We start from the raw sequence: 20,006 nt of genomic DNA, 5'->3' as shown, positions 1-20,006 counted from the left end.
AAGTCAGCCGTGGGCCCGCAACACCGGATAGTGTTCGGGCCCTAGGTTGCTTGCACTCCAGCGGACAAGCGCGACCAACCGGCGACCAATTGCGCGCTGATGCTGACACCGCCGCACACCACAATCACCACGTCATGGGCCTCGGCAATCGCTGGATGGTCCAGGTACGCCACCGCCAATGAAACGCCGCACGCCGGTTCGACCAACTGACGCAGATCGTTGGCGTAACGGACCACGCCCATGATCGCCTCATCATCGCTGAGCACCACGCACTCGTGCGCAAAGTCGAGGATGTGCTGCACCGGCCAGGCCGCCACTTGCGCAGCGCCAAGTGACGTGGCGACGGTATCAATACGCGGCAATCTGACCGGATGGCCGGCACTCACGGCGGCCGCGAAAGACGCTGCGCCCTGGGTTTCGCAAGCAACGATTCGACAATCCATGCGCTGATGACGGATCAATCCAGTGAGCAGGCCCGCCAGCAAACCTCCGCCGCCCACCGACGTCACCAACACATCGACCTGAGGACAGTCCTCGAGGATTTCATCGACCATCGTGCTGTGCCCTTCCCACAACACCGGATGATCGAAGGCTGGCACGTATTCGGTGTCCACCCCCTTTGCGAGCTCTTTCGCTCGTTGATTGGCTTCGTCCCAGACCTTGCCGTGGACGATCACCTCGGCACCGGTTTTCCTGATCCTGGCGCGGGTGGTTTCCGGGGTAGTGTTCGGCACCACGATGCAGGCTTTCAGCCCAAGGCTGGCAGCGGCCACGGCGGTGGCCAACCCGGCGTTTCCCCCGGAAGGACAGACCACTTTGCGCTTGCCCTGCTCCGCTGCCTGACTGCACAGCAGGCCCATGCCGCGCAGTTTGAACGAGCCGCTGGGTTGCAGGTTTTCCAGCTTGAGCCAGATCCGCCGGTCTGGGGTTGACAGGCCAGGGTGCAGAATCAGGGGCGTTCTGATGTGAAGCATCGTGTGCTCCTTGTGGCGCTCCCGGCTCGTCGAGATATTCAGCGACCCGGGAGTGAATAGATAGAATCATCCCTATCCAAAGCTTAGTTCACTCAGCCCCACGGCTACCGCCCCGGCCATGACACGATGCTCTGCGGCATCTCCTACACTGGTTTTATGTCCTTTGCGAAGTCAGTCATGAAAATCTCGGCCAAACTCGTTTTTTTCACCCTCGTGAGTACCCTTGCCTACCTCGCGCTCGCGGTGTTCGGGCTGGGCGGGTTGGCAGCTTTTTTCTCGCACCTGCCGCTGGTGGTCATTGCGCTGGCAACCCTGGTGATGGCGATCGTGTCGTTGTTCAGCGAGGGCAACCTGAGCTCCGGTGAACGTGAAGACCGGGCGAATCGCTGGGTGCTGCCGGTTTTCGGGGTGCTCGGGTTGTTGAGTGGGTATCTGCCAGCCTATACCGACCGGATTGACTTCTGGACCTTCGGTGGCGAGGGCGTGCGTTGGCTGGGCGCGTTGTTGTTCATTGGCGGCGGCGCACTGCGGATGTGGCCGGTGTTTGTGCTAGGTAAACGCTTCAGCGGCCTGGTGGCGATTCAGCCGGGGCACCGTCTGGTTACTGACGGGATTTATCGGACCTTGCGCAACCCCAGTTACCTGGGACTGCTGATCAATGGCGTGGGCTGGGCGCTGGCCTTTCGTTCGGGTGTCGGGTTGCTGCTGGTGGCGCTGATGTTGATACCGTTGATCGCCCGCATTCGCTCCGAGGAAGCGCTGTTACATGCGCAATTTGGCAGTGAATACGAGGCCTATTGCAGCAGGACTTGGCGGTTGATTCCTGGGGTTTACTGACTCACATCAATCATTGTGGGAGCCGAGCTTGCTCGCGATGGGGCCCCTACGGTCTGCCAAGGGATTTATGTTGTCTGTGCCGACGCCATCGCGGGCAAGCCCCGCTCCCACAGGGGACGCGGTCGATCAGAAAGAATACAGGCAGATTCGGTCATCGGCGTCCGCACGGGCCTCGACCAAGTCGTAGCTGGCCAGGGTCGCATGCGGAGTCTGGAGCGGATGAACATGGGTCGCGGTGATGACCATCACGTGGGCACCCGCCGCTTCGCCCGCACGAATCCCCACGGCGGCATCTTCAAAGATCAGGCACTCGGTAGGCTCGACCCCTAACCGACGAGCGGCCAACCGATAGCCCGCAGGGTCGGGTTTGCCGGCGCTGACGTCTTCGGCGGTGACCATCACCCCAGGTTCGGGAATGCCTGCCGCCGCCATTCGGCGCAGGGCCAGCGCCCGTGGTGCGGAGGTGACAATGGCCCATTGATTGGCGGGCAGCGACTTGAGGAAACCCGCCGCGCCGGCCACCTCGACAATCCCTTCCACATCCTCGATTTCCGCCTCGGTGATCCACCCGGCTTCAGCCTCGGCGTCCACCCCGGGCAAGGCCAGACGAGTGATAGTGTCGATGGCGCGAACGCCGTGGATGGTCGGCAGGAAGGTCTCGACATCGACGCCGTGGCGCAGGGCCCAGGTGGTCCAGATCCGCTCGGCGGCAGCGATGGAATTGAGGACAGTTCCGTCCATATCGAACAGAAAGGCGCGGTACGACGTGTTGAACACGGAGGCTTGAACGGACAAAGGACGATTTCCAGAACCAGGCGAATGTTGTCAGGCAATGTACATCACCCGCGCAGGCGCTGCCGCAGGCTGTGATCTTCGCTTTGAAATTAAAGCAAAATCAAAAGATCGCAGCCTGCGGCAGCGCCTACAGGGGCCGGCTTGGATGCAAGGCGCTTTGCACACAATCGAGCAACTGCCCCACCGCCCAAGGTTTCCTGATGAACGAAACCGGATGTTTGACCCCGGAACTTTTCGGGGTTTCGAAGCCAGACATGATCATGATCGGTTTGTCCGGCCAACGGTCGCCGAACTGATTGGCCAGGTCCGCGCCATTGAGTTTGCCCGGCATGGTGATGTCCGTCAGCAAAAGCCCCACCTCCGGCGCGTGCTGCTCCAGAAACTGCGACGCGGCGTCCGCGCTGACCTGTGGTTCAACCGCAAAGCCTTCCTCCTGAAGAATTTCGCACAGAAACTCCAGGATCAACGGGTCGTCCTCAACCACAAGAATCAAACCGCCAGACAAGTGCGCGCCCGCCGTCGATACTGGACTCATGACTGTGTCACTCCCTGATTGCGTAAATGGTTTCGCAGGCTCAAATCCGCCACCTACAGGTATGAGCAGCGGACTTCGCGGAAATTCATTTTTGATACACCTGACGTGAACATTCTCCGTCCAGGCTGACAAATACGACCGTTTGTCAGCGCATAATTGTGGTTAAAATGCCGCCCCCCCCTGCACGGCCGACTTTGCCCGATGAACCCAGATGCCCTCTCCGTCCTCCACGACCATTTGCTGACAGCGCTTGCGGCTGCGCCCGCAGAAACCCGTCGGCTGTTCCACGGCCGTGGCCGCTGCTGGCCGGGGCTGGAGCAGTTGACCGTCGACTGGCTGCAGGGCGTGGTGCTGGTCTCGCTGTTCAAGGAGCCAGCCCCTGCGCAACTGGAGGATTTGAAGCGGTTGCTGATGGAGATCACTCAGGCGCCAGCGTGGAAACAATCCGGCGCGCACACCTTGCTGCTGCAACATCGCTATCTGCTGCAAAGCACCACCGAATGGCTGCTCGGGGAGCCGATCGACGAGATGACGATCACCGAGGGCGGCCTGCATTATCGCGTGGACCTGGGCCGCAAACAGAACACCGGCCTGTTCCTCGACATGCGCTTCGGCCGCGACTGGGTGCGGGCCAATGCTCAGGGCAAACGCGTGTTGAATCTGTTCGCCTATACCTGCGGCTTCTCGGTAGCGGCCATCGAGGGGGGCGCGTTGCATGTGGTCAATCTGGACATGTCCAGCCCGGCCCTGAGCCGTGGCCGCGACAATCACCGGCTCAACGGCCATGACCTGAGCAAGGTGAGTTTTCTCGGCCATGACCTGTTCAAGTCCTGGGGCAAGGTGATCGGCAAGGGTCCATACGACCTGGTGATTATCGACCCGCCGTCCTTTCAGAAAGGCAGTTTTCTGCTGACCAAGGATTACCAGCGCGTGCTGCGCCGCCTGCCGGAATTGCTCAGCCCTCAGGGCACGGTACTGGCTTGTATGAACGATCCGGCGTTCGGTGCGGACTTTCTTATTGATGGCGTCACCCGCGAAGCGCCGAGCCTGCGGTTTGAGCAGCGGCTGGAGAATCCGCCGGAGTTTCCCGATGCCGATGTTGAGTGCGGGTTGAAGGCGTTGGTGTTCAGACAGGGGTAGATACCGTCTTGAACCTCACCAAGCGCGTACGCACTCGCGTCTGGAGCACTGTGGAAAACGGTCAATAAGCCCAATGTCGGTCGGTCAAGGTCTCTAGAAAAGACATCACCCTGTGGCGAGGGAGCTTGCTCCCGCTCGGCTGCGAAGCAGTCGCAAAACAGACGCCGATGTCCCAGCGGGAGCAAGCTCCCTCGCCACATTGGATCGGCCGGTTGGCCGGGGGGATTAGACTAATGGTACTTGAGTGCCAGCCCCCGGCTTCTTAGGATGGTGATACGTAGCGGTTGGAGGTTTAAGCCGCTGCGTAGGTGGTGAGTGAACTGAACCCCAATAAGCTCACCACTTGTTTCATGCGCATCTTGAGCCTCTGGCTCTACTTCCTCCCCATCAAAGAGCTTCGAGGCTCTTTTTTTGTCTTTCAAAAAGCATCGGCACTGACCGGTCGGCAATGGTGAATATCCTGAGCCGCATCGCTGCGCCTGGATGCACCGAAAAGAACACGACCAATCAGCCGCGCAGCCTCCAGATGAACCGTCGGCGCCTGGATTTCCGAGTCGAGCAGCAGCTCGGACGTCACTACGCTGGCACCGCAATAATCGAAGATCCCATGGTCGATCTGCGTCTTCATGGCGTCGGCATAACCGTGGCGCGCATAGGTTCCCGCGTCGGCGCCGCCGACACCCACAAGGTGAACCCGCAGATGGCGAAGCTTCTTCTCCAACTTGGCATCCGCACTGAAATCGAACGCCCAGCCATTGGCGAACACCCGATCGATCCAGCCTTTGAGCAGCGCCGGCATCGACCACCAATAAACCGGATAGACCAGCACCAGCGCATCGGCACGATCGATCCTCGCCTGCTCGGCGGCCACATCGGCGGGTGGTGGGGCTTCTCGGTGATGGACGGCAAGATCGGCCGCGCCGAACCTCGGATCGAACCCTTGCGCCCAGAGGTCCGCGATTTCGAAAGAGTTGTCGGGATTGGCCCCGGAGACACCTTCGGCGATCTGCCTGGCGAGGCTATGGGTGAGTGACTGGACATCATGGTGAGCTACAACAATGAGCGCGTGCATGTCGGAAACTCCCTGCTACGGAATGAGTGATTGAGGGCTAGAAGCGGGCCTTATATACTCTTGGTAAGTTACGATCAGTAAACTACTTTTGGTACATAAGCATGTCAAGCACCGAAACACATGAGCAGGATTCCAGCCCGCCACCGCGTCGCCGGATGTCGCGGGAAGAGCGCCAGCGCCAGTTGCTGGATGTCGCCTGGCAACTGGTTCGAGAAGAAGGCACGGAAGCCTTGACCCTGGGCCGGCTCGCCGAACAGGCGGGGGTTACCAAACCGGTGGTTTACGACCATTTCACCACCCGCCCCGGGTTGCTGGCGGCGCTTTATCAGGAGTTCGACGCGCGTCAGACCGCGCTTATGGACGCCGCGCTTCAAACCAGTGAACCGAGCCTGGCCAGCAAGGCAATGGTCATCGCCTCGTCTTATGTTGATTGCGTCCTTCTTCAGGGCCGCGAGATACCCGGCGTGATCGCCGCGTTGACCAGCTCGCCCGAACTGGAAAAGATCAAGCGCGAGTACGAAGCGATCTTCATGGACAAGTGCCGCAACGCCCTCCTTCCCTTCGCCGGAACGGGTGAAATCGCTCCGGCGAGTCTTCGGGCGATGATCGGTGCAGCCGAGGCGCTGTCCCATGCCGCCGCGATCGGAGAGATCACACCAGTGCAGGCACAAGACGAACTTTTCGCAACGATCGTGGCGATGGTCGAAAGGAGCGCACGCCTCGGGGTCGGCCTCGAAACCTGAACGGCTGGCCCCGCCAGGACAGCAGCGTAATGCCACCTATACTACAAGCCACCTTCCCCCATGGGGGCCTGCGCTACAACAATAAAAAGCAGAGGTGGAACATGGTCTGGCAGCAAATCTACGACCCTTTCGATAACCCGATGCTATCAACCATCATGGCGGCGGTGCCGGTGGTGGTGATGCTGGTCTCCCTGGCGTTTTTCCACATCAAGGCGCATCTGGCGGCGTTGTTGGCCCTGGGCTCGGCCTTGCTGATTTCGATTTTCGCCTTCGGCATGCCCGCGAACATGGCGGGCTCGGCCGCGCTTTACGGTGCCGCCAACGGTCTGTTGCCGATCGGCTGGATCGTGCTCAACATCATCTTCCTGCACCGGCTGACCACCGAGAACGGTTCGTTCAAAGTGCTGCAGGATTCCCTGGCGCGCATCACCGACGATCGACGCCTGCAACTGCTGCTGATTGCCTTCTGCTTTGGTGCTTTCTTCGAAGGGGCCGCAGGTTTCGGCACCCCCGTGGCGGTGACCGGGGCCATTCTGATCGGGCTGGGCTTTTCGCCCCTGGCCGCGTCTGGCCTGGCACTGATCGCCAATACCGCGCCCGTGGCGTTCGGCGCCTTGGGCACGCCCATCATCACCTTGGCCAAAGTGACCGGGCTGGATGAAATGGAGCTGTCGATGATGGTCGGCCGGCAGCTACCGTTCTTCTCGGTGATCGTGCCGTTCTGGCTGATCTGGGCCTTCGCCGGCTGGCGCAAGATGCTGGAAATCTGGCCGGCGATTCTGGTCGCCGGGGTCAGCTTCGCCATACCGCAATTCCTCGTGTCCAACTACCACGGGCCGATGCTGGTGGATGTAATCGCCGCGCTGATTTCCATGGCCTGCCTGACCGGTTTCCTCAGGGTCTGGAAGCCGGCCACTGTGCACACCTCCGCCGCCTTGTCAGGCCGGGCCGACACCTCCAGCGTGGACGCGGACCCGGACGAACAACCCAGCGAAATATTTACCAGCGATGCCAAACCCGCCGTGATGCGCGCGTGGATGCCGTGGATCATCCTCACGGTCTTTGTCTTCGCCTGGGGCACCCAGAGCTTCAAGAACCTGTTCGATACTCGCCCGGCGATAGATCCGCAAACCAGCTCGGCCAAGCTCGATCCCCAAGGCAAGCCGATGCGCGAGGCGAACCCGATCTTTGCCCCGACCTTGACCTTCACCACCATTCACCAACAGATCGAGAAGGTTCCGCCCGTAGTGCCCGTGGCTAAAACCGAGGATGCGGTCTACAAGTTCAACTGGTTCACCAGCACCGGCAGCGGCATCTTGCTGGCGGCGATCCTCGGCGGGCTGCTGATGGGCTATTCCATTCCGCAGCTGCTGCACCATTACCTGCGAACGCTGTGGGTGGTGCGCTACTCGCTCATCACCATTGTGGCCATGCTTGCCCTGGGTTTCCTGACCCGCTACTCGGGCCTGGACGCCACGATGGGCCTGGCCTTCGCCGCAACGGGCATTTTCTACCCGATGTTCGGCACGCTGCTCGGCTGGCTCGGCGTTGCCCTGACCGGCTCGGACACGGCGTCCAACGTGCTGTTCGGTGGCTTGCAACGGGTAACGGCCGAGCAATTGGGCCTGAGCCCGGTATTGATGGCCGCGGCCAACAGTTCCGGCGGGGTCATGGGCAAGATGGTCGATGCCCAGTCGATCGTGGTCGCGTCCACCGCCACCCGCTGGTACGGCCATGAAGGGGAAATCCTGCGCTACGTGTTTTTCCACTCCGTGGTGCTGGCGATTCTGGTCGGCGGGCTGGTGACGTTGCAGGCGTATGTGGCGCCGTTCAGCCATATGGTGGTGGGCGGGAATTAACCGAGGCGACCGCTGTTGGCCATGGCCCGGAGTCATAACTCGAGCCATGGTTCAACTCCGTTCACATCCGGCCGAAACTCGCGCATAGCAACAGTAGGCTAAGCTTTCAGCAGCTCATTGCTCACGATGCTCGATTCTGCAGGTTTTGGTTTCTTCTGGAGAGCGTCTGCAACAGCTATTTCAGACAGGCCCAAACCTTTCACGCAGGACTGACGTGATGACCGAGCCCCTCCTCAGCTTTGATGCACTCAAGCGCGCCGCTGCCTCCGGCGAGATCGATACGGTGTTGGTCTGCATGGTCGACATGCAAGGACGACTGGTCGGCAAGCGATTCCAGGTCGAGTTTTTCATCGACAGCGGCCATGAAGAAACCCACTGTTGCAATTACCTGCTGGCCGACGACATCGACATGGAACCAGTGCCGGGTTACGCCGCGGCCAGCTGGAGCAAAGGCTATGGCGACTTCGTACTGAAACCCGACATGGCCACCTTGCGTCGCGTGCCGTGGCTTGAATGCACGGCGCTGGTGCTCTGCGACGTGCTCGATCATCACCACAGAAGAGACCTGCCACACAGCCCGCGGGCGATCCTGAAAAAACAGGTCGAGCGCCTGCGCGAACGCGGCTATACCGGCATGTTCGCCTCGGAGCTGGAGTTCTATCTGTTCGACGAGAGCTATGAGGCGATCCACGAGCGCAACTACCACAAGCCGAAGACCGCCGGCCATTACATCGAGGATTACAACATCCTGCAGACCACCCGCGAGGAGCCGGTCCTGCGGGCGATTCGCAAACACCTGCAGGCCTGCGGCATTCCGGTGGAAAACTCCAAGGGTGAATGGGGGGCGGGGCAGGAAGAGATCAACATCCGTTATGCCGACGCCCTGACCATGGCCGATCACCACGTGATCATCAAGCACGCCTGCAAGGAGATCGCGCAACTGCAGGGCAAGGCGATCACGTTCATGGCCAAGTGGCGCTATGACGCCGCCGGTTCCAGCAGCCATGTGCACAATTCGCTATGGGACAAGAATGCCAAGAAGCCGCTGTTCTTTGATCCCAAGGCGGAGTTTGGCATGTCGAAACTGATGCGCTCCTGGGTGGCCGGGCAGCTCAAATACGCCAACGACATCACCTGTTTTCTCGCGCCCTATATCAACTCGTACAAGCGCTTTCAGGCCGGTACTTTCGCGCCGACTCGGGCCGTGTGGAGTCGGGACAATCGCACCGCAGGCTTTCGTTTGTGCGCAGAAGGCAGCAAGGCCATCCGCATCGAATGCCGCATCGGCGGTGCCGACCTCAATCCTTATCTGGCCTTCGCCGCCTTGATCGCTGCCGGGCTGGCCGGTATCGACGAGAAACTTGCCTTGGCGCCACCCTTCGAGGGCGACGCCTACGTCGACGAGCACTTGCCTGAAGTGTCGAAAACCCTGCGCGAGGCCTGCGCCGCGCTCAAGGCGTCGAGCATGTTGCGCGAGGCATTTGGTGATGAAGTGATCGACCACTACGTGCACACAGCCGAATGGGAACAGAAAGAGTACGACCGGCGAATCACCGACTGGGAACTGCAGCGCGGCTTCGAGCGCTACTGAGCACACACCATGACTGAGATCGTTCAACTCATCTCCCCGGTCGATGGCCGGGTCTACGCCGAACGCCGCCGTGCCGATGCAGCGCAGATCGAGCAAGCCCTGGTCGCCGCCGAAACCGCCCAGGCGCAATGGAAACGCCGACCACTGAGCGAACGCGCCGCGTTTTGCAGCGCTGCCGTGGATGCGATGTTGGCGATGAAGGACGAGATCGTGCCGGAACTGGCCTGGCAGATGGGTCGGCCGGTACGCTTTGGCGCTGGCGAGCTGCGCGGATTCGAAGAGCGTGCCCGGCACATGATCGCCATTGCGCCTGAAGCGTTGGCAGCGATTGAGCCAGCGCCTGTCGCGGGTTTTCAGCGCTATATCAAACGCGAGCCGCTGGGTACGGTGCTGGTTGTCGCTCCGTGGAACTACCCCTATCTGACGGCAGTGAATACGATCATTCCTGCGCTGATGGCCGGCAACAGCGTCATCCTCAAACACGCCACGCAAACGCTGCTGGTGGGCGAGCGTTTCGCCGAAGCGTTTCGCCGCGCCCATCTGCCCGAAGGCCTGTTCCACAACTTGCTGCTCGATCATCAGCAGACCGCCATGATCATCGCTTCAGGACGCGTGCACCAGGTGAATTTCACCGGTTCAGTCGACGCCGGCAAGGCCATGGAAGCTGCCGCCATGGGCCGCTTCCTCGGCGTGGGCCTGGAGCTCGGCGGCAAAGACCCCGCCTACGTCCGGGCAGACGCCAACCTTGAGCATGCGGTGGAAAACCTGGTGGACGGCAGTTTCTTCAACTCCGGGCAGAGCTGCTGCGCCGTCGAGCGCATCTATGTCGATAAAAAAATTTACCCGGCCTTTGTCGAGCGCTTCGTCGACTTGACCCGCCAATACGTACTGGGCAACCCGCTGGACGAAGCCACCACCCTCGGCCCGCTGATCACGCCGAGCGCCGCTGAATTCGTGCGCCGGCAGATTGCCGATGCATTGGCGCAAGGGGCCAGGGCGATGATCGATCCAAAGGGCTTTCCCGCCGACACGCCGGGCAGCGCCTACCTGGCGCCGCAGGTGTTGGTGGACGTCACCCATCAAATGGCGGTGATGCGCGAGGAAAGCTTCGGTCCGGTGGTCGGCATCATGCCGGTGGCCAGCGACGACGAAGCCATCGCGTTGATGAACGACAGTGAGTTCGGGCTCAGCGCTTCTATCTGGACGCAAGACCTCGTCGCCGCCGAACGCCTCGGTAACGAGATCGCCACCGGCACCGTGTTCATGAACCGCTGCGATTATCTGGACCCGGCCCTGGCCTGGACCGGGGTGAAAAACAGCGGGCGCGGCGTAACGCTGTCGCGCCTTGGCTATGAACACCTGACCCGGGCGAAATCCTTCCATCTACGCCACGAGATCTGAGCCATGAGCCTGACCGCGAACTGGAACTACCCCACGAGCATCCGCTTTGGCGTCGGCCGCATCGCCGAACTGGCCGAAGTCTGCCGCAGCCAAGGGATCCAGCGACCGTTGCTGGTCACCGACAGCGGCCTGGCGCGTGCCCCGATCACCACGGCGGCGCTGGAATCGTTGCGCGCCGCCGGCCTCGGTGTCGCGCTGTTTTGCGACCTCAAGCCCAATCCGATTGAAGCCAATCTGGCGGGAGGGCTCGACGCCTGGCGCGCAGGCAAACACGATGGCGTGGTCGCCTTCGGCGGTGGTAGCGGCCTGGACATGGGCAAGCTCATCGCGTTCATGAGCGGCCAGACCCGACCGGTTTGGGATTTCGAAGACATCGGTGACTACTGGACACGCGCCGACGAAAGCAGCATCGCCCCGATCATTGCGGTGCCCACCACCGCGGGGACCGGTTCAGAGGTGGGCCGCGCAGCGGTGATCATCGACGAACGTACGCACACCAAACGCATCATTTTTCACCCGAAAATGATGCCGCGGGTGGTCATCAGCGACCCGGCCCTCACCGTCGGCATGCCGGCAAAAGTCACCGCCGGCACTGGCATGGACGCGTTTGCCCACTGCCTGGAATCGTACTGCGCTCCCGGTTTTCATCCGATGGCCGAAGGCATTGCGGTGGAAGGCATGCGCCTGGTGGCCAATGCGCTGGTACGCGCAGTACACACTCCCTCCGACCTCGACGCGCGCGCGCAAATGCTGGCGGCTGCCGCGATGGGCGCCACCGCTTTCCAGAAAGGTCTGGGGGGCATGCACGCACTCGCGCATCCGGTGGGCGCCCTGTACGACACCCACCACGGCATGACCAATGCCACGCTCATGCCCTACGTGCTGAAGTTCAACCGCCCGGCCATTGAAGAACGCATCACCCGCCTGGCGGCTTATTTGCGCCTGCCCTCACCGGGCTTCGACAGCTTTCTGGCCTTCGTTCTCAAGCTGCGCAAAGACATCGGCGTGCCCCATACGCTGTTTGAACTGGGCGTGGATGACAAGCAGATCGATCTGATCGCGGACATGGCGATTGTCGACCCCTGTGCCGGCGGCAACCCGTTGCCGTTGACACGAACTGGCGCGGCAGAAATTTTCGACGCGGCGTTCCACGGTCGTCTCTAGAGCAATCGTCTGTGCATGGCCGACGAGCCTGCATGGATTTCAACCGTTAGAGGCAGGAGCAGTACAACAGGGGGTTGAAGACAAACCCATTCGGCACGCACCACGCGGATGGATGTGGATCAAAACCTGAACAAGAGCACACGCTATGAGTCCAGTAAGCCAACCCGGCGCCACCGCGCCACAAGACGACGACCTCAAGGTGTTGCACAGCATGGGCTATGCCCAGCAACTCTCGCGACGCATGGGTGTTTTCTCCAACTTTGCCATTTCCTTTTCGATCATTTGCATCCTCTCGGGTGGCATCAACTCGCTGGCCCAGGGTACTTCGGGTGCAGGCGGCGCAGCCATCGGCATCGGCTGGCCACTCGGCTGCCTGATCTCCGGGGTTTTCGCCATGGCCATGGCACAGATTTCCTCGGCCTACCCAACGGCTGGTGGCCTCTATCACTGGGGCTCGATTCTCGGTAACCGCTTCACCGGCTGGCTGACGGCCTGGTTCAACCTGTTGGGGCTGATTACAGTGCTCGGCGCGATCAACGTCGGTACTTACTACTTCTTTTTCGGTGCCTTCGGACCGGCCCTGGGAATGGAAGACACCATCACCACACGGATCACTTTCCTGGCGATCCTGACCGGCCTCCAGGCCTTGTGTAACCACTTCGGCATCGGCCTGACGGCAAAGCTCACCGACTTCTCGGGCTACCTGATTTTCGCCACGGCACTCGCGCTGACCATCGTCTGCCTGATCGCCGCGCCCAGCTATGAGTTCGTCCGGTTGGTGACCTTCGGCAACTATTCTGGCGAGGCCGGTGGCAACGTCTGGCCACAGGTGTCGAACGGCTGGGTTTTCATGCTCGGCCTGCTCTTGCCGATCTACACCATCACCGGCTATGACGCCTCGGCGCATACCTCCGAAGAAACCCATCGGGCATCCGTGTCGGTACCGGTCGGGATGGTCAGCTCGGTGGCCTGGTCGTTGCTGTTCGGCTGGGTGATGCTCTGCTCGTTTGTACTGATGCTGCCGAGCATGGACGAAGCGGCGAAGCAGGGTTGGAATGTGTTCTTCTGGGCGATGGACACTCAGGTGAACCCGGCGATCAAGATGGCGCTTTACCTGGCGATTTTCATCTCGCAGGTTCTCTGCGGGCTGGCGACCGTGACCTCGGTTTCACGCATGATCTTCGCGTTTTCCCGTGACGGCGGCCTGCCCTTCTCGAAAGCATTGGCCTCGGTCTCACCGACCCATCGCAGCCCTGTGCCGGCGATCTGGACCGGTGCCACCCTTGCGGTGTTGTTCGTGTGGGGATCGTCCCTGGTATCGATCGGTGAAACGCCGGTCTACACGATTGTGGTCTCTTGCACGGTGATCTTCCTGTTCTTCTCTTTCATCATTCCCATCGTGCTGGGCCTGTTTACCTACGGGACCCCGAAGTGGCCACACATGGGGCCATGGAACATGGGGCGCGGGCTGTACTCGTTGTTCGCCATCCTCTCGATCCTCTCGATGGTGCTGATCTTTGCCATCGGCATCCAGCCGCCGAACGATTGGGCGCTGTACATCACGCTCGGTTTTCTGATTCTGACGGCAATCGTCTGGTTCGCCTTTGAAGCCCGACGCTTCCAGGGCCCGCCCGTGGGCGAGATGATCATCAAGCGTCAGGCAGAAATCGCGGCGACTGAAGAGGCGTTGAATAAACAGGCTGAGAGCTGATTGCCATAACGCTAATACCGGTCGGGTAAATCGGACATGTAGGAGCCAGGCTTGCCGGCGAAGGCGCTCTTAAGGACGCCTTCGCCGGCAAGCCTGGCTCCTACGAAAAGCCGCCGAATCGAAATCCGGATCAACCAACAGGAAGCACGCAGATGGATCGTCTCACGGCGAAAGATTTTGCCCCTGAACTGCTCGAACTCTACGACTACTACGCCCACGGCAAAATCAACCGGCGAGAGTTTCTTGATCGTGCGGCGCTGTTCACCTTGGGCGGCTTGACGGCCTCGGCCCTCCTCGCCGCCCTGAGCCCGAATTATGCACTGGCCGAGCAGGTGCAATTTACCGACCCGGAGATCATCGCCGAGTACATCACCTATCCCTCGCCCAAGGGGCACGGGCAGGTTCGTGGTTATTGGGTGCGCCCTGCGAAAGCCACCGGCAAGCTGCCAGCGGTGGTGGTCGTGCATGAAAACCGTGGGCTCAACCCTTACATCGAGGACGTCGCCCGGCGTCTCGCCAAAGCGGGGTTCATCGCACTCGCCCCAGACGGCCTGACGTCGGTGGGCGGCTATCCCGGCAACGACGACAAAGGTCGGGAATTGCAGCAGACCGTCGACCCGGAAAAACTCATGAATGACTTTTTCGCCGCCATTGAGTGGCTGATGAAACATGACGCCACCCGCGGAAAAATCGGCATCACCGGCTTCTGTTATGGCGGCGGAGTCGCCAATGCCGCGGCCGTGGCCTATCCGGAATTAGGGGCCGCCGTGCCCTTTTATGGCGCAAACCAGGGCCAGAAATCACCGGACGAAGGACGCATTCCACCGCAATTGGCCCTGTGTCGCGGCTGCTTGCAGTACATCCATGCGCACGAAGTGACCTGCCCTCACTGTGACGCCGATGTCGCCGCCGCAGAAGCCGTGCACCAGACAGACCGTGCGCGGCAACAAGCGATTATCAACACCCTGACCGGCCTGTTGGGGATGCCGCGAAATACCTTGATGTGATGGCCTAGCGCAATCCATGTGGGAGCGGGCTTGCCCGCGAAGACGGCGGCACAGTCAACATTAATGTCGCCTGACACACCGCTTTCGCGAGCAAGCCCGCTCCCACAGGTATTGCGCTTAGATGACTGGCATTTGCCAAGGCGGCCCTTGCGCAAATCTGGCCTCCAGCCATTCCTTGAAAGCCATGAGCGTTGCCGGCGTAAAAGCTGCTGATGCTCGCACCAGATAAATCCCGCCTTGGGCATCCAGATCCCACTCCGGCAGAACGCGCACCATCTGGCCGTTGGCGATTTCACGGCTCATCAGCCACTCGCCGGCGCCCAAAATACCGACGCCGGCCTTGGCCGCGGCGAGCAACGCCTCGCCGTCGTTCGAGGTCAAGGTTCCCCTGGTGATGACCTTCTCCTGCCGATCACCCTTCGACAAGCGCCATTCAGGGAACGCTGCAAGGCCGGTGAAGCCCAGGCAGTTGTGCTCGGTCAGTTCTTTCGGACTGGTCGGTAAGCCGTGCTGTTCTATATAACTCGGTGAAGCGCAGAGAATGCGGCGATGATCGCTGAGCTTCTTCGCGACGAGGCGGTTGTCGTTCAATTCGCCAATACGAATCGCCGCATCAAATCCCTCACCAATAATGTCGACGACGCGATCGCTGTAATCCACCTCGACAGAGACCAGCGGATGAGCCGCCAGAAATTCCGGCAACATCGACGCCAGCCACAGGCGCCCCATCGCGGCGGGAAAAGCCAGGCGCAGGACGCCACGAACCTGCGCCGCGCCCAGTGACGCTTCCTGTTCCGCCTCGATGATCAAACCCGTGGCAGAGCGCAGACGTTCGACGAGACGGTTGCCGGCATCGGTCAACCGCACTTGACGCGTCGTACGCTCCATCAGCCGCACGCCCAAGCGCTTTTCCATGGCCGCCAGACGCTTTGAAATCACCGTCGGATGGCGTTGCAGCAACCGTCCGGCAGCGACGAACGAATGCGCCGAGGCGACCGCAAGGAGTGCTGCAATTTCATCGATGTGGCGGCTGTCCAGTGGGTTCACAAAACACTCTTTTTTCAGGTAACAGACGATCAGGGTTTGAGGACGATCGCACCGCGAGATTGGCCGCCTTCCAGATCGGCATGGGCCTTGGCCACCTCGGCCAAGGCATAGCGGCCCCAGATGCCGGGCTTGATTATGCCCGCCTCGACCGCAGCCAGTACATCATCGGCCCGTTGCCGATATTCGGCGATATCCGTGGTGTGCGCGGCGAGCGAAGGACGGGTCAGGAACAACGAGCCCTTGGCATTGAGCGTGGCCACTTCGACCGCAGTCGGCGCCCCGGAAGAGGCCCCGAAAGACACCATCAACCCCCGTGGTCGCAAGCAGTCGAGTGACGCTTCGAACGACACCCGCCCGATGGGATCGTAGACCACATCGGCTTTCTTGCCGCGGGTGATTTCCGCGACGTCCGCGGCCAGTGTCTGGGCATTGAATACCAGCACCGCATCGCAGCCCAGCGCCTTGGCTGTCTCGACACTCGCGGCCCGGGACACAATGCCGATGACAAAGGCCCCCAAGTGTTTGGCCCACGTCGCCATGATCTGCCCGAGGCCGCCCGCTACGCCATACAGCACCAGGGTGGTGCCGGGGCCGACCGGATACGTCGTCTTCAGCAGGTACTGCGCGGTAATGCCTTTGAACAACACCGCGGCCGCCTCTTCAGCCGTCAACGCGTCGGGAATCGGCACCAGCCGCTCGGCCGGAAACAGCCGCGCACTGGCGTAAGCGCCAACAGGCCCCGTTGCGTACGCCACTCGATCACCCACCTTGACGTTGCTCACCCCCGCGCCGATGGCAGCAACACGGCCCGCGCCTTCAAGGCCCAGACCCGACGGCAATGGCAGCGGTACGGTGCCCTTGCGCTGACTCACATCGAGGAAGTTGACGCCAATCGCCTCCTGCTCCAGCCAGACTTCACCGGGGCCCGGCTCATGCGCCGACACTTGCTCGATGGTCATCACCTCAGGTGCGCCGGTGTGTGCGATACGAACGACAGAAACCATTGCCTGACTCCTTCACTTCAGCGCAGCCCTTCTGCGCCATGTGCAGGAAGTATCGGCATTCGATTTCGCACGAACAATACAGCTTCACTGCAGTTCATTACTGCATGCAGTGCAGCAGTGTGAAACTCGCCGCGCCAGCGCGACAACAAGGGCCAGGACGATCAACACCATGGCGACGGCAAACGTTATCCGCATACCGTTGGCGATGGCGGCGGGAGATGCCGTGGTGATGTTTGCCGTCGCCGATGCAAAGGCGAACACCGCGCCCATGACCGAGGCCCCGGTGATCAGGCCGAGATTGCGCGACAGGCTGAGCATGCCGGCAATCACGCCGCGCTGGTCCGGGCGGATGTCGGTCATGATCGCAGTGTTGTTGGCCGCCTGAAATAACGCGTAGCTGGCCGTGATCACCGCGATGGGCGCCAGGTAACCGAGGATGCCAAGACCCGCCGGCATCATCGATAAAGCACCTGTGCCGAGCGCCATTGCGACGAGCCCGACAAGGGTCATGCGCCGAGTGCCAAAACGGTCCACCAGGCGACCGGCCGGCATACCGGTCAGCGCAGCCACCAACGGGCCGACCGACAAGGCAAGGCCGACAAGCGCCGTACCCAGGCCAAGCGCCCCCGAAAGATAAAACGGCCCGACCACCAGCGTCGCCATCATCACCGTCGAAACGAGCATGCTCATGGCCAGGCTCGCGCTCAGGCCCGGCTCACGGAACAGCGCCAATTTAATCAATGGCGATGCAACTCTGGCCTCCACGACTATGAAAAACCCGGCGCCGAAAACAGCCGTCAGCAGCAGCGCGATATTGAGCAAACCAAAATCACCGTGCCCGATCGTCATGGCTAGCGCATACGCCCCGAGCGTCAACCCCAGTAGCAACGTACCTGCCTTGTCGAAACCCACCCACCGCGCTTTCGCCCGCCGTGCATCCGCCGGCAAATAGCGATACGCGAGCCAGATATTCAGAATACCCAGCGGCACGTTGAGCAGAAAAATCGCCTGCCAGCCAAGGCCCGCGATCAACATCCCACCGAGCGACGGCCCCAGCGTGGTGCCTATCGCCGACATTGTTCCGAGCAATCCCATGGCGCTGCCGGTCTGCGCTTTCGGCACCGTCTCGCCGACAAACGCCACGGTCAGCGCCAGCATGATCGCCGCCCCGAGCCCCTGCACTGCCCGGGCGCCGACCAGCCACCCGAGCGACGGCGCGACACCACAAGCAAGCGATGACAGGGTAAAAATGCCAATGCCCGTCAGCAGCAAGCGCCGACGACCGACGATATCGCCCAGCCGTCCAACGCTGACAATCAGCGTGGTGATCGCCAGCAAATACGCCAGAACAATCCACTGCACTTGCTGAAAGGACGCATCGAACGCCTCAGCCAATGTCGGCAAACCTGCATTGGCAATGCTGGTATCGAGCGAAGGCATCAACATCGACAGCGAAAGGCTCGCGAGCGCCCAGCGGACCGAGCCTGATTGAGTGATGAGTTTCATGGTTGGGCCACATCTGAAAGGTAGATCAGCAGCGTATGCCCGTGCGTGGCATGGCGGAAGACGCACCACTTACACGTGATAGATGCGTTTGACGCCATGTCACCCGCACGCCGTGCTAACGTTGGAACATGATGACGCCCGACCTGAATTTACTGATTACCCTGGATGTGCTGCTCGCTGAAGGCAGCGTCGCACGCGCCGCCCAACGACTGCGCCTGAGCCCGTCAGCCATGAGCCGGGCGCTGGCGCGCTTGCGCGAAACGACGGGCGACCCGCTGCTGGTCCGGGCCGGACGCGGGCTGGTGCCGACGCCCCGAGCGCTGGAACTGCGCGAACAGGTCAGTCGATTGGTGCAAGATGCCGGCGCCGTTTTGCGCCCCGCCGAACAGCTCGACCTCAAGCAACTGGTCCGGACATTCACGTTGCGCACCAGCGACGGTTTCGTCGAAAACTTCGGCCCGGCGCTGATTGCCCGCGTCAGTGAGCAAGCACCCGGCGTGCGCTTGCACTTTGTGCAGAAGCTGAACAAGGACAGCGCCGCGCTTCGCGACGGTTCCGTCGACCTGGAAACCGGTGTGGTCGGCGGCACGACGAGCCCGGAAGTGCGCACCCGTGCATTGTTCGAGGATCGTTTCATCGGCGTCGTGCGCACGGGGCATCCGCTGAGTCAGGGTGAGGTCACTGCCTCCCGTTATGCCGCTGGCAGGCATATCCTGGTCTCGCGACGCGGGCTCGATAAAGGGCCGATGGATGAGGCCCTGGAAGTGCTGGGACTGGAGCGCGAGATCACCACCCTCATCGGCGGCTTTTCGGCGGCGCTGGCGCTGGCTCGCGCCTCGGACCTGATCGCCACCGTGCCCGCCCGACACACCCGAAACCTGCGCGCCGGCCTGCACAGTTTTGACCTTCCGTTCGACCTGGCACCGATCACCATTTCGATGCTCTGGCATCCACGAATGGATGCCGACTCAGCGCATCGATGGCTACGTGATTGTGTTCGAGAGGTTTGTGCGCAGCCCTAGCGTTTCACACCTGGCGGATTCATTTTTTCTGAAGCCCCTTCAACCGCAAACTCGCCCGCTGCACCGCCGCCATTTTTTCCGGACGCTTCATGCGTTTCCATTTTCTGATGTCGTCCTTGGTGCGGCCACAACTGACACACAGCTCACCGCTCAGTTGGCAAATGGCAATACACGGATTTTCGATATCCTTGGCCACGCTTCAACCCCGTGTGGAGCGCTTGGGCGCCAGGCGTTGCTGCCAGTTGCCGGCATTGGCGCGCTGACATTGCTCTTCAGAATCAAACTGCACATGGGCCGCTACCGGGCTGACGAGAACGTCCGCTTCACTTAACGCCACGGCCGTCAGTTCGACCATGCGCTCGCCCTGCCCGCTCGCCAGCGCCTGATCCTTGTTGGCCTGCGTATCGAAGACCCAGATAACCCGCAGGCTGGCAGGAAAGACTGCGTAATCGACTTCGTGGGTCAGCCAGCAGAACCCGACTATTTGCGCTTTGGCGGTTTCACACGCCTCGGTCAGTGTGGCGATCAGGCGACGTTCGATGTGGGCCTGATCGCGTTTGCTTAAAGACATCGGGTATGGGTCCTTGGGTGGGCGTCG

The 20,006-nt window shown here is 61.3% G+C and carries 19 protein-coding genes; 10 read left to right on the top strand and 9 right to left on the bottom strand.

What is annotated here, in order from left to right; genetic code table 11:
• Positions 1–41: 41 nt before the first annotated feature.
• Positions 42–974 carry a pyridoxal-phosphate dependent enzyme gene (locus PSH65_RS12410; RefSeq protein ID WP_305426455.1) on the bottom strand — a complete coding sequence of 311 codons (933 nt, stop codon included), beginning with the start codon at positions 972–974 and terminating at the stop codon, positions 42–44.
• A gap of 177 nt (positions 975–1,151) precedes the next feature.
• Here PSH65_RS12410 and PSH65_RS12405 point away from each other — a divergent pair, with 177 nt between their 5' ends.
• On the top strand, positions 1,152–1,811 hold the full coding sequence (locus tag PSH65_RS12405) for an isoprenylcysteine carboxylmethyltransferase family protein (protein WP_305426454.1): 660 nt from the start codon (positions 1,152–1,154) through the stop codon (positions 1,809–1,811).
• Between the two features lie 126 nt (positions 1,812–1,937).
• Here the strand turns inward: PSH65_RS12405 and PSH65_RS12400 are convergent, their stop codons facing one another.
• Entirely contained in the window at positions 1,938–2,606 is a 669-nt protein-coding gene (locus PSH65_RS12400) for an HAD-IA family hydrolase (RefSeq protein WP_305426453.1), read from the bottom strand.
• Positions 2,607–2,733: 127 nt separating this feature from the next.
• Complete coding sequence (locus PSH65_RS12395; RefSeq protein ID WP_305426452.1) at positions 2,734–3,141, bottom strand: response regulator; 408 nt, start codon at positions 3,139–3,141, stop codon at positions 2,734–2,736.
• 201 nt (positions 3,142–3,342) lie between these two features.
• Between PSH65_RS12395 and PSH65_RS12390 the strand changes: the two genes are divergently transcribed.
• Positions 3,343–4,281, top strand: coding sequence for a class I SAM-dependent methyltransferase (locus PSH65_RS12390; protein WP_305426451.1), 939 nt, complete (start codon positions 3,343–3,345; stop codon positions 4,279–4,281).
• Between the two features lie 418 nt (positions 4,282–4,699).
• Here PSH65_RS12390 and PSH65_RS12385 read toward each other — a convergent pair whose 3' ends face one another.
• Complete coding sequence (locus tag PSH65_RS12385) at positions 4,700–5,353, bottom strand: NAD(P)H-dependent oxidoreductase (RefSeq protein ID WP_305426450.1); 654 nt, start codon at positions 5,351–5,353, stop codon at positions 4,700–4,702.
• Positions 5,354–5,454: 101 nt separating this feature from the next.
• Between PSH65_RS12385 and PSH65_RS12380 the strand changes: the two genes are divergently transcribed.
• From PSH65_RS12380 to PSH65_RS12350, 7 genes are all read left to right on the top strand, one after another.
• Positions 5,455–6,096, top strand: coding sequence for a TetR/AcrR family transcriptional regulator (locus PSH65_RS12380; protein ID WP_305426449.1), 642 nt, complete (start codon positions 5,455–5,457; stop codon positions 6,094–6,096).
• A 101-nt stretch (positions 6,097–6,197) separates the two neighbouring features.
• Positions 6,198–7,955 (top strand): L-lactate permease, encoded by a 1,758-nt coding sequence (locus tag PSH65_RS12375; protein ID WP_305426980.1) that lies wholly within the window; start codon positions 6,198–6,200, stop codon positions 7,953–7,955.
• 217 nt (positions 7,956–8,172) lie between these two features.
• Positions 8,173–9,546 (top strand): glutamine synthetase family protein, encoded by a 1,374-nt coding sequence (locus PSH65_RS12370; protein WP_305426448.1) that lies wholly within the window; start codon positions 8,173–8,175, stop codon positions 9,544–9,546.
• A gap of 9 nt (positions 9,547–9,555) precedes the next feature.
• Entirely contained in the window at positions 9,556–10,947 is a 1,392-nt protein-coding gene (locus PSH65_RS12365) for an aldehyde dehydrogenase family protein (RefSeq protein WP_305426447.1), read from the top strand.
• 3 nt (positions 10,948–10,950) lie between these two features.
• Positions 10,951–12,111 carry an iron-containing alcohol dehydrogenase gene (locus PSH65_RS12360; RefSeq protein ID WP_305426446.1) on the top strand — a complete coding sequence of 387 codons (1,161 nt, stop codon included), beginning with the start codon at positions 10,951–10,953 and terminating at the stop codon, positions 12,109–12,111.
• A 145-nt stretch (positions 12,112–12,256) separates the two neighbouring features.
• The gene (locus tag PSH65_RS12355; protein WP_305426445.1) at positions 12,257–13,822 is read left to right on the top strand and encodes an amino acid permease; all 1,566 of its coding nucleotides are present in this window, start codon (positions 12,257–12,259) and stop codon (positions 13,820–13,822) included.
• Between the two features lie 152 nt (positions 13,823–13,974).
• A complete protein-coding gene (locus PSH65_RS12350) occupies positions 13,975–14,829 on the top strand; it encodes a dienelactone hydrolase family protein (RefSeq protein WP_305426444.1) in 855 nt (284 codons plus the stop codon).
• A gap of 117 nt (positions 14,830–14,946) precedes the next feature.
• Here the strand turns inward: PSH65_RS12350 and PSH65_RS12345 are convergent, their stop codons facing one another.
• The 3 genes from PSH65_RS12345 to PSH65_RS12335 all read right to left on the bottom strand — a co-directional run bounded on the left by PSH65_RS12345 (position 14,947) and on the right by PSH65_RS12335 (position 18,386).
• Positions 14,947–15,876, bottom strand: coding sequence for a LysR family transcriptional regulator (locus tag PSH65_RS12345; RefSeq protein ID WP_305426443.1), 930 nt, complete (start codon positions 15,874–15,876; stop codon positions 14,947–14,949).
• Between the two features lie 29 nt (positions 15,877–15,905).
• A complete protein-coding gene (locus PSH65_RS12340; protein ID WP_305426442.1) occupies positions 15,906–16,880 on the bottom strand; it encodes a quinone oxidoreductase in 975 nt (324 codons plus the stop codon).
• Between the two features lie 84 nt (positions 16,881–16,964).
• On the bottom strand, positions 16,965–18,386 hold the full coding sequence (locus tag PSH65_RS12335) for an MFS transporter (protein ID WP_305426441.1): 1,422 nt from the start codon (positions 18,384–18,386) through the stop codon (positions 16,965–16,967).
• Between the two features lie 128 nt (positions 18,387–18,514).
• Here PSH65_RS12335 and PSH65_RS12330 point away from each other — a divergent pair, with 128 nt between their 5' ends.
• Entirely contained in the window at positions 18,515–19,408 is an 894-nt protein-coding gene (locus tag PSH65_RS12330; protein ID WP_305426440.1) for a LysR family transcriptional regulator, read from the top strand.
• Between the two features lie 19 nt (positions 19,409–19,427).
• On the opposite strand, the gene PSH65_RS12325 is transcribed toward PSH65_RS12330, so the two are convergent.
• On the bottom strand, positions 19,428–19,604 hold the full coding sequence (locus PSH65_RS12325; protein ID WP_305426439.1) for a DUF1289 domain-containing protein: 177 nt from the start codon (positions 19,602–19,604) through the stop codon (positions 19,428–19,430).
• Positions 19,605–19,607: 3 nt separating this feature from the next.
• Complete coding sequence (locus tag PSH65_RS12320; RefSeq protein ID WP_305426438.1) at positions 19,608–19,979, bottom strand: hypothetical protein; 372 nt, start codon at positions 19,977–19,979, stop codon at positions 19,608–19,610.
• Between the last annotated feature and the right edge of the window lie 27 nt (positions 19,980–20,006).

The sequence above is a fragment of the Pseudomonas sp. FP603 genome (assembly GCF_030687415.1).
In the GTDB taxonomy this organism is placed as follows: Bacteria; Pseudomonadota; Gammaproteobacteria; order Pseudomonadales; family Pseudomonadaceae; genus Aquipseudomonas; species Aquipseudomonas wuhanensis.
Note: the sequence above shows the minus strand (reverse complement) of the source record. Positions and strands in the feature narration are given on the sequence as shown.

What these genes read in the sequence shown, in the direction of transcription:
- PSH65_RS12380 (WP_305426449.1), top strand. Translation starts at nt 5,455, where the DNA reads ATGTCAAGCACCGAAACACATGAGCAGGATTCCAGCCCGCCACCGCGT.
- PSH65_RS12320 (WP_305426438.1), bottom strand. Translation starts at nt 19,979, where the DNA reads ATGTCTTTAAGCAAACGCGATCAGGCCCACATCGAACGTCGCCTGATC.
- PSH65_RS12395 (WP_305426452.1), bottom strand. Translation starts at nt 3,141, where the DNA reads ATGAGTCCAGTATCGACGGCGGGCGCGCACTTGTCTGGCGGTTTGATT.
- PSH65_RS12350 (WP_305426444.1), top strand. Translation starts at nt 13,975, where the DNA reads ATGGATCGTCTCACGGCGAAAGATTTTGCCCCTGAACTGCTCGAACTC.
- PSH65_RS12335 (WP_305426441.1), bottom strand. Translation starts at nt 18,386, where the DNA reads ATGAAACTCATCACTCAATCAGGCTCGGTCCGCTGGGCGCTCGCGAGC.
- PSH65_RS12410 (WP_305426455.1), bottom strand. Translation starts at nt 974, where the DNA reads ATGCTTCACATCAGAACGCCCCTGATTCTGCACCCTGGCCTGTCAACC.
- PSH65_RS12375 (WP_305426980.1), top strand. Translation starts at nt 6,198, where the DNA reads ATGGTCTGGCAGCAAATCTACGACCCTTTCGATAACCCGATGCTATCA.
- PSH65_RS12365 (WP_305426447.1), top strand. Translation starts at nt 9,556, where the DNA reads ATGACTGAGATCGTTCAACTCATCTCCCCGGTCGATGGCCGGGTCTAC.
- PSH65_RS12385 (WP_305426450.1), bottom strand. Translation starts at nt 5,353, where the DNA reads ATGCACGCGCTCATTGTTGTAGCTCACCATGATGTCCAGTCACTCACC.
- PSH65_RS12370 (WP_305426448.1), top strand. Translation starts at nt 8,173, where the DNA reads ATGACCGAGCCCCTCCTCAGCTTTGATGCACTCAAGCGCGCCGCTGCC.
- PSH65_RS12330 (WP_305426440.1), top strand. Translation starts at nt 18,515, where the DNA reads ATGATGACGCCCGACCTGAATTTACTGATTACCCTGGATGTGCTGCTC.
- PSH65_RS12355 (WP_305426445.1), top strand. Translation starts at nt 12,257, where the DNA reads ATGAGTCCAGTAAGCCAACCCGGCGCCACCGCGCCACAAGACGACGAC.
- PSH65_RS12340 (WP_305426442.1), bottom strand. Translation starts at nt 16,880, where the DNA reads ATGGTTTCTGTCGTTCGTATCGCACACACCGGCGCACCTGAGGTGATG.
- PSH65_RS12360 (WP_305426446.1), top strand. Translation starts at nt 10,951, where the DNA reads ATGAGCCTGACCGCGAACTGGAACTACCCCACGAGCATCCGCTTTGGC.
- PSH65_RS12390 (WP_305426451.1), top strand. Translation starts at nt 3,343, where the DNA reads ATGAACCCAGATGCCCTCTCCGTCCTCCACGACCATTTGCTGACAGCG.
- PSH65_RS12405 (WP_305426454.1), top strand. Translation starts at nt 1,152, where the DNA reads ATGAAAATCTCGGCCAAACTCGTTTTTTTCACCCTCGTGAGTACCCTT.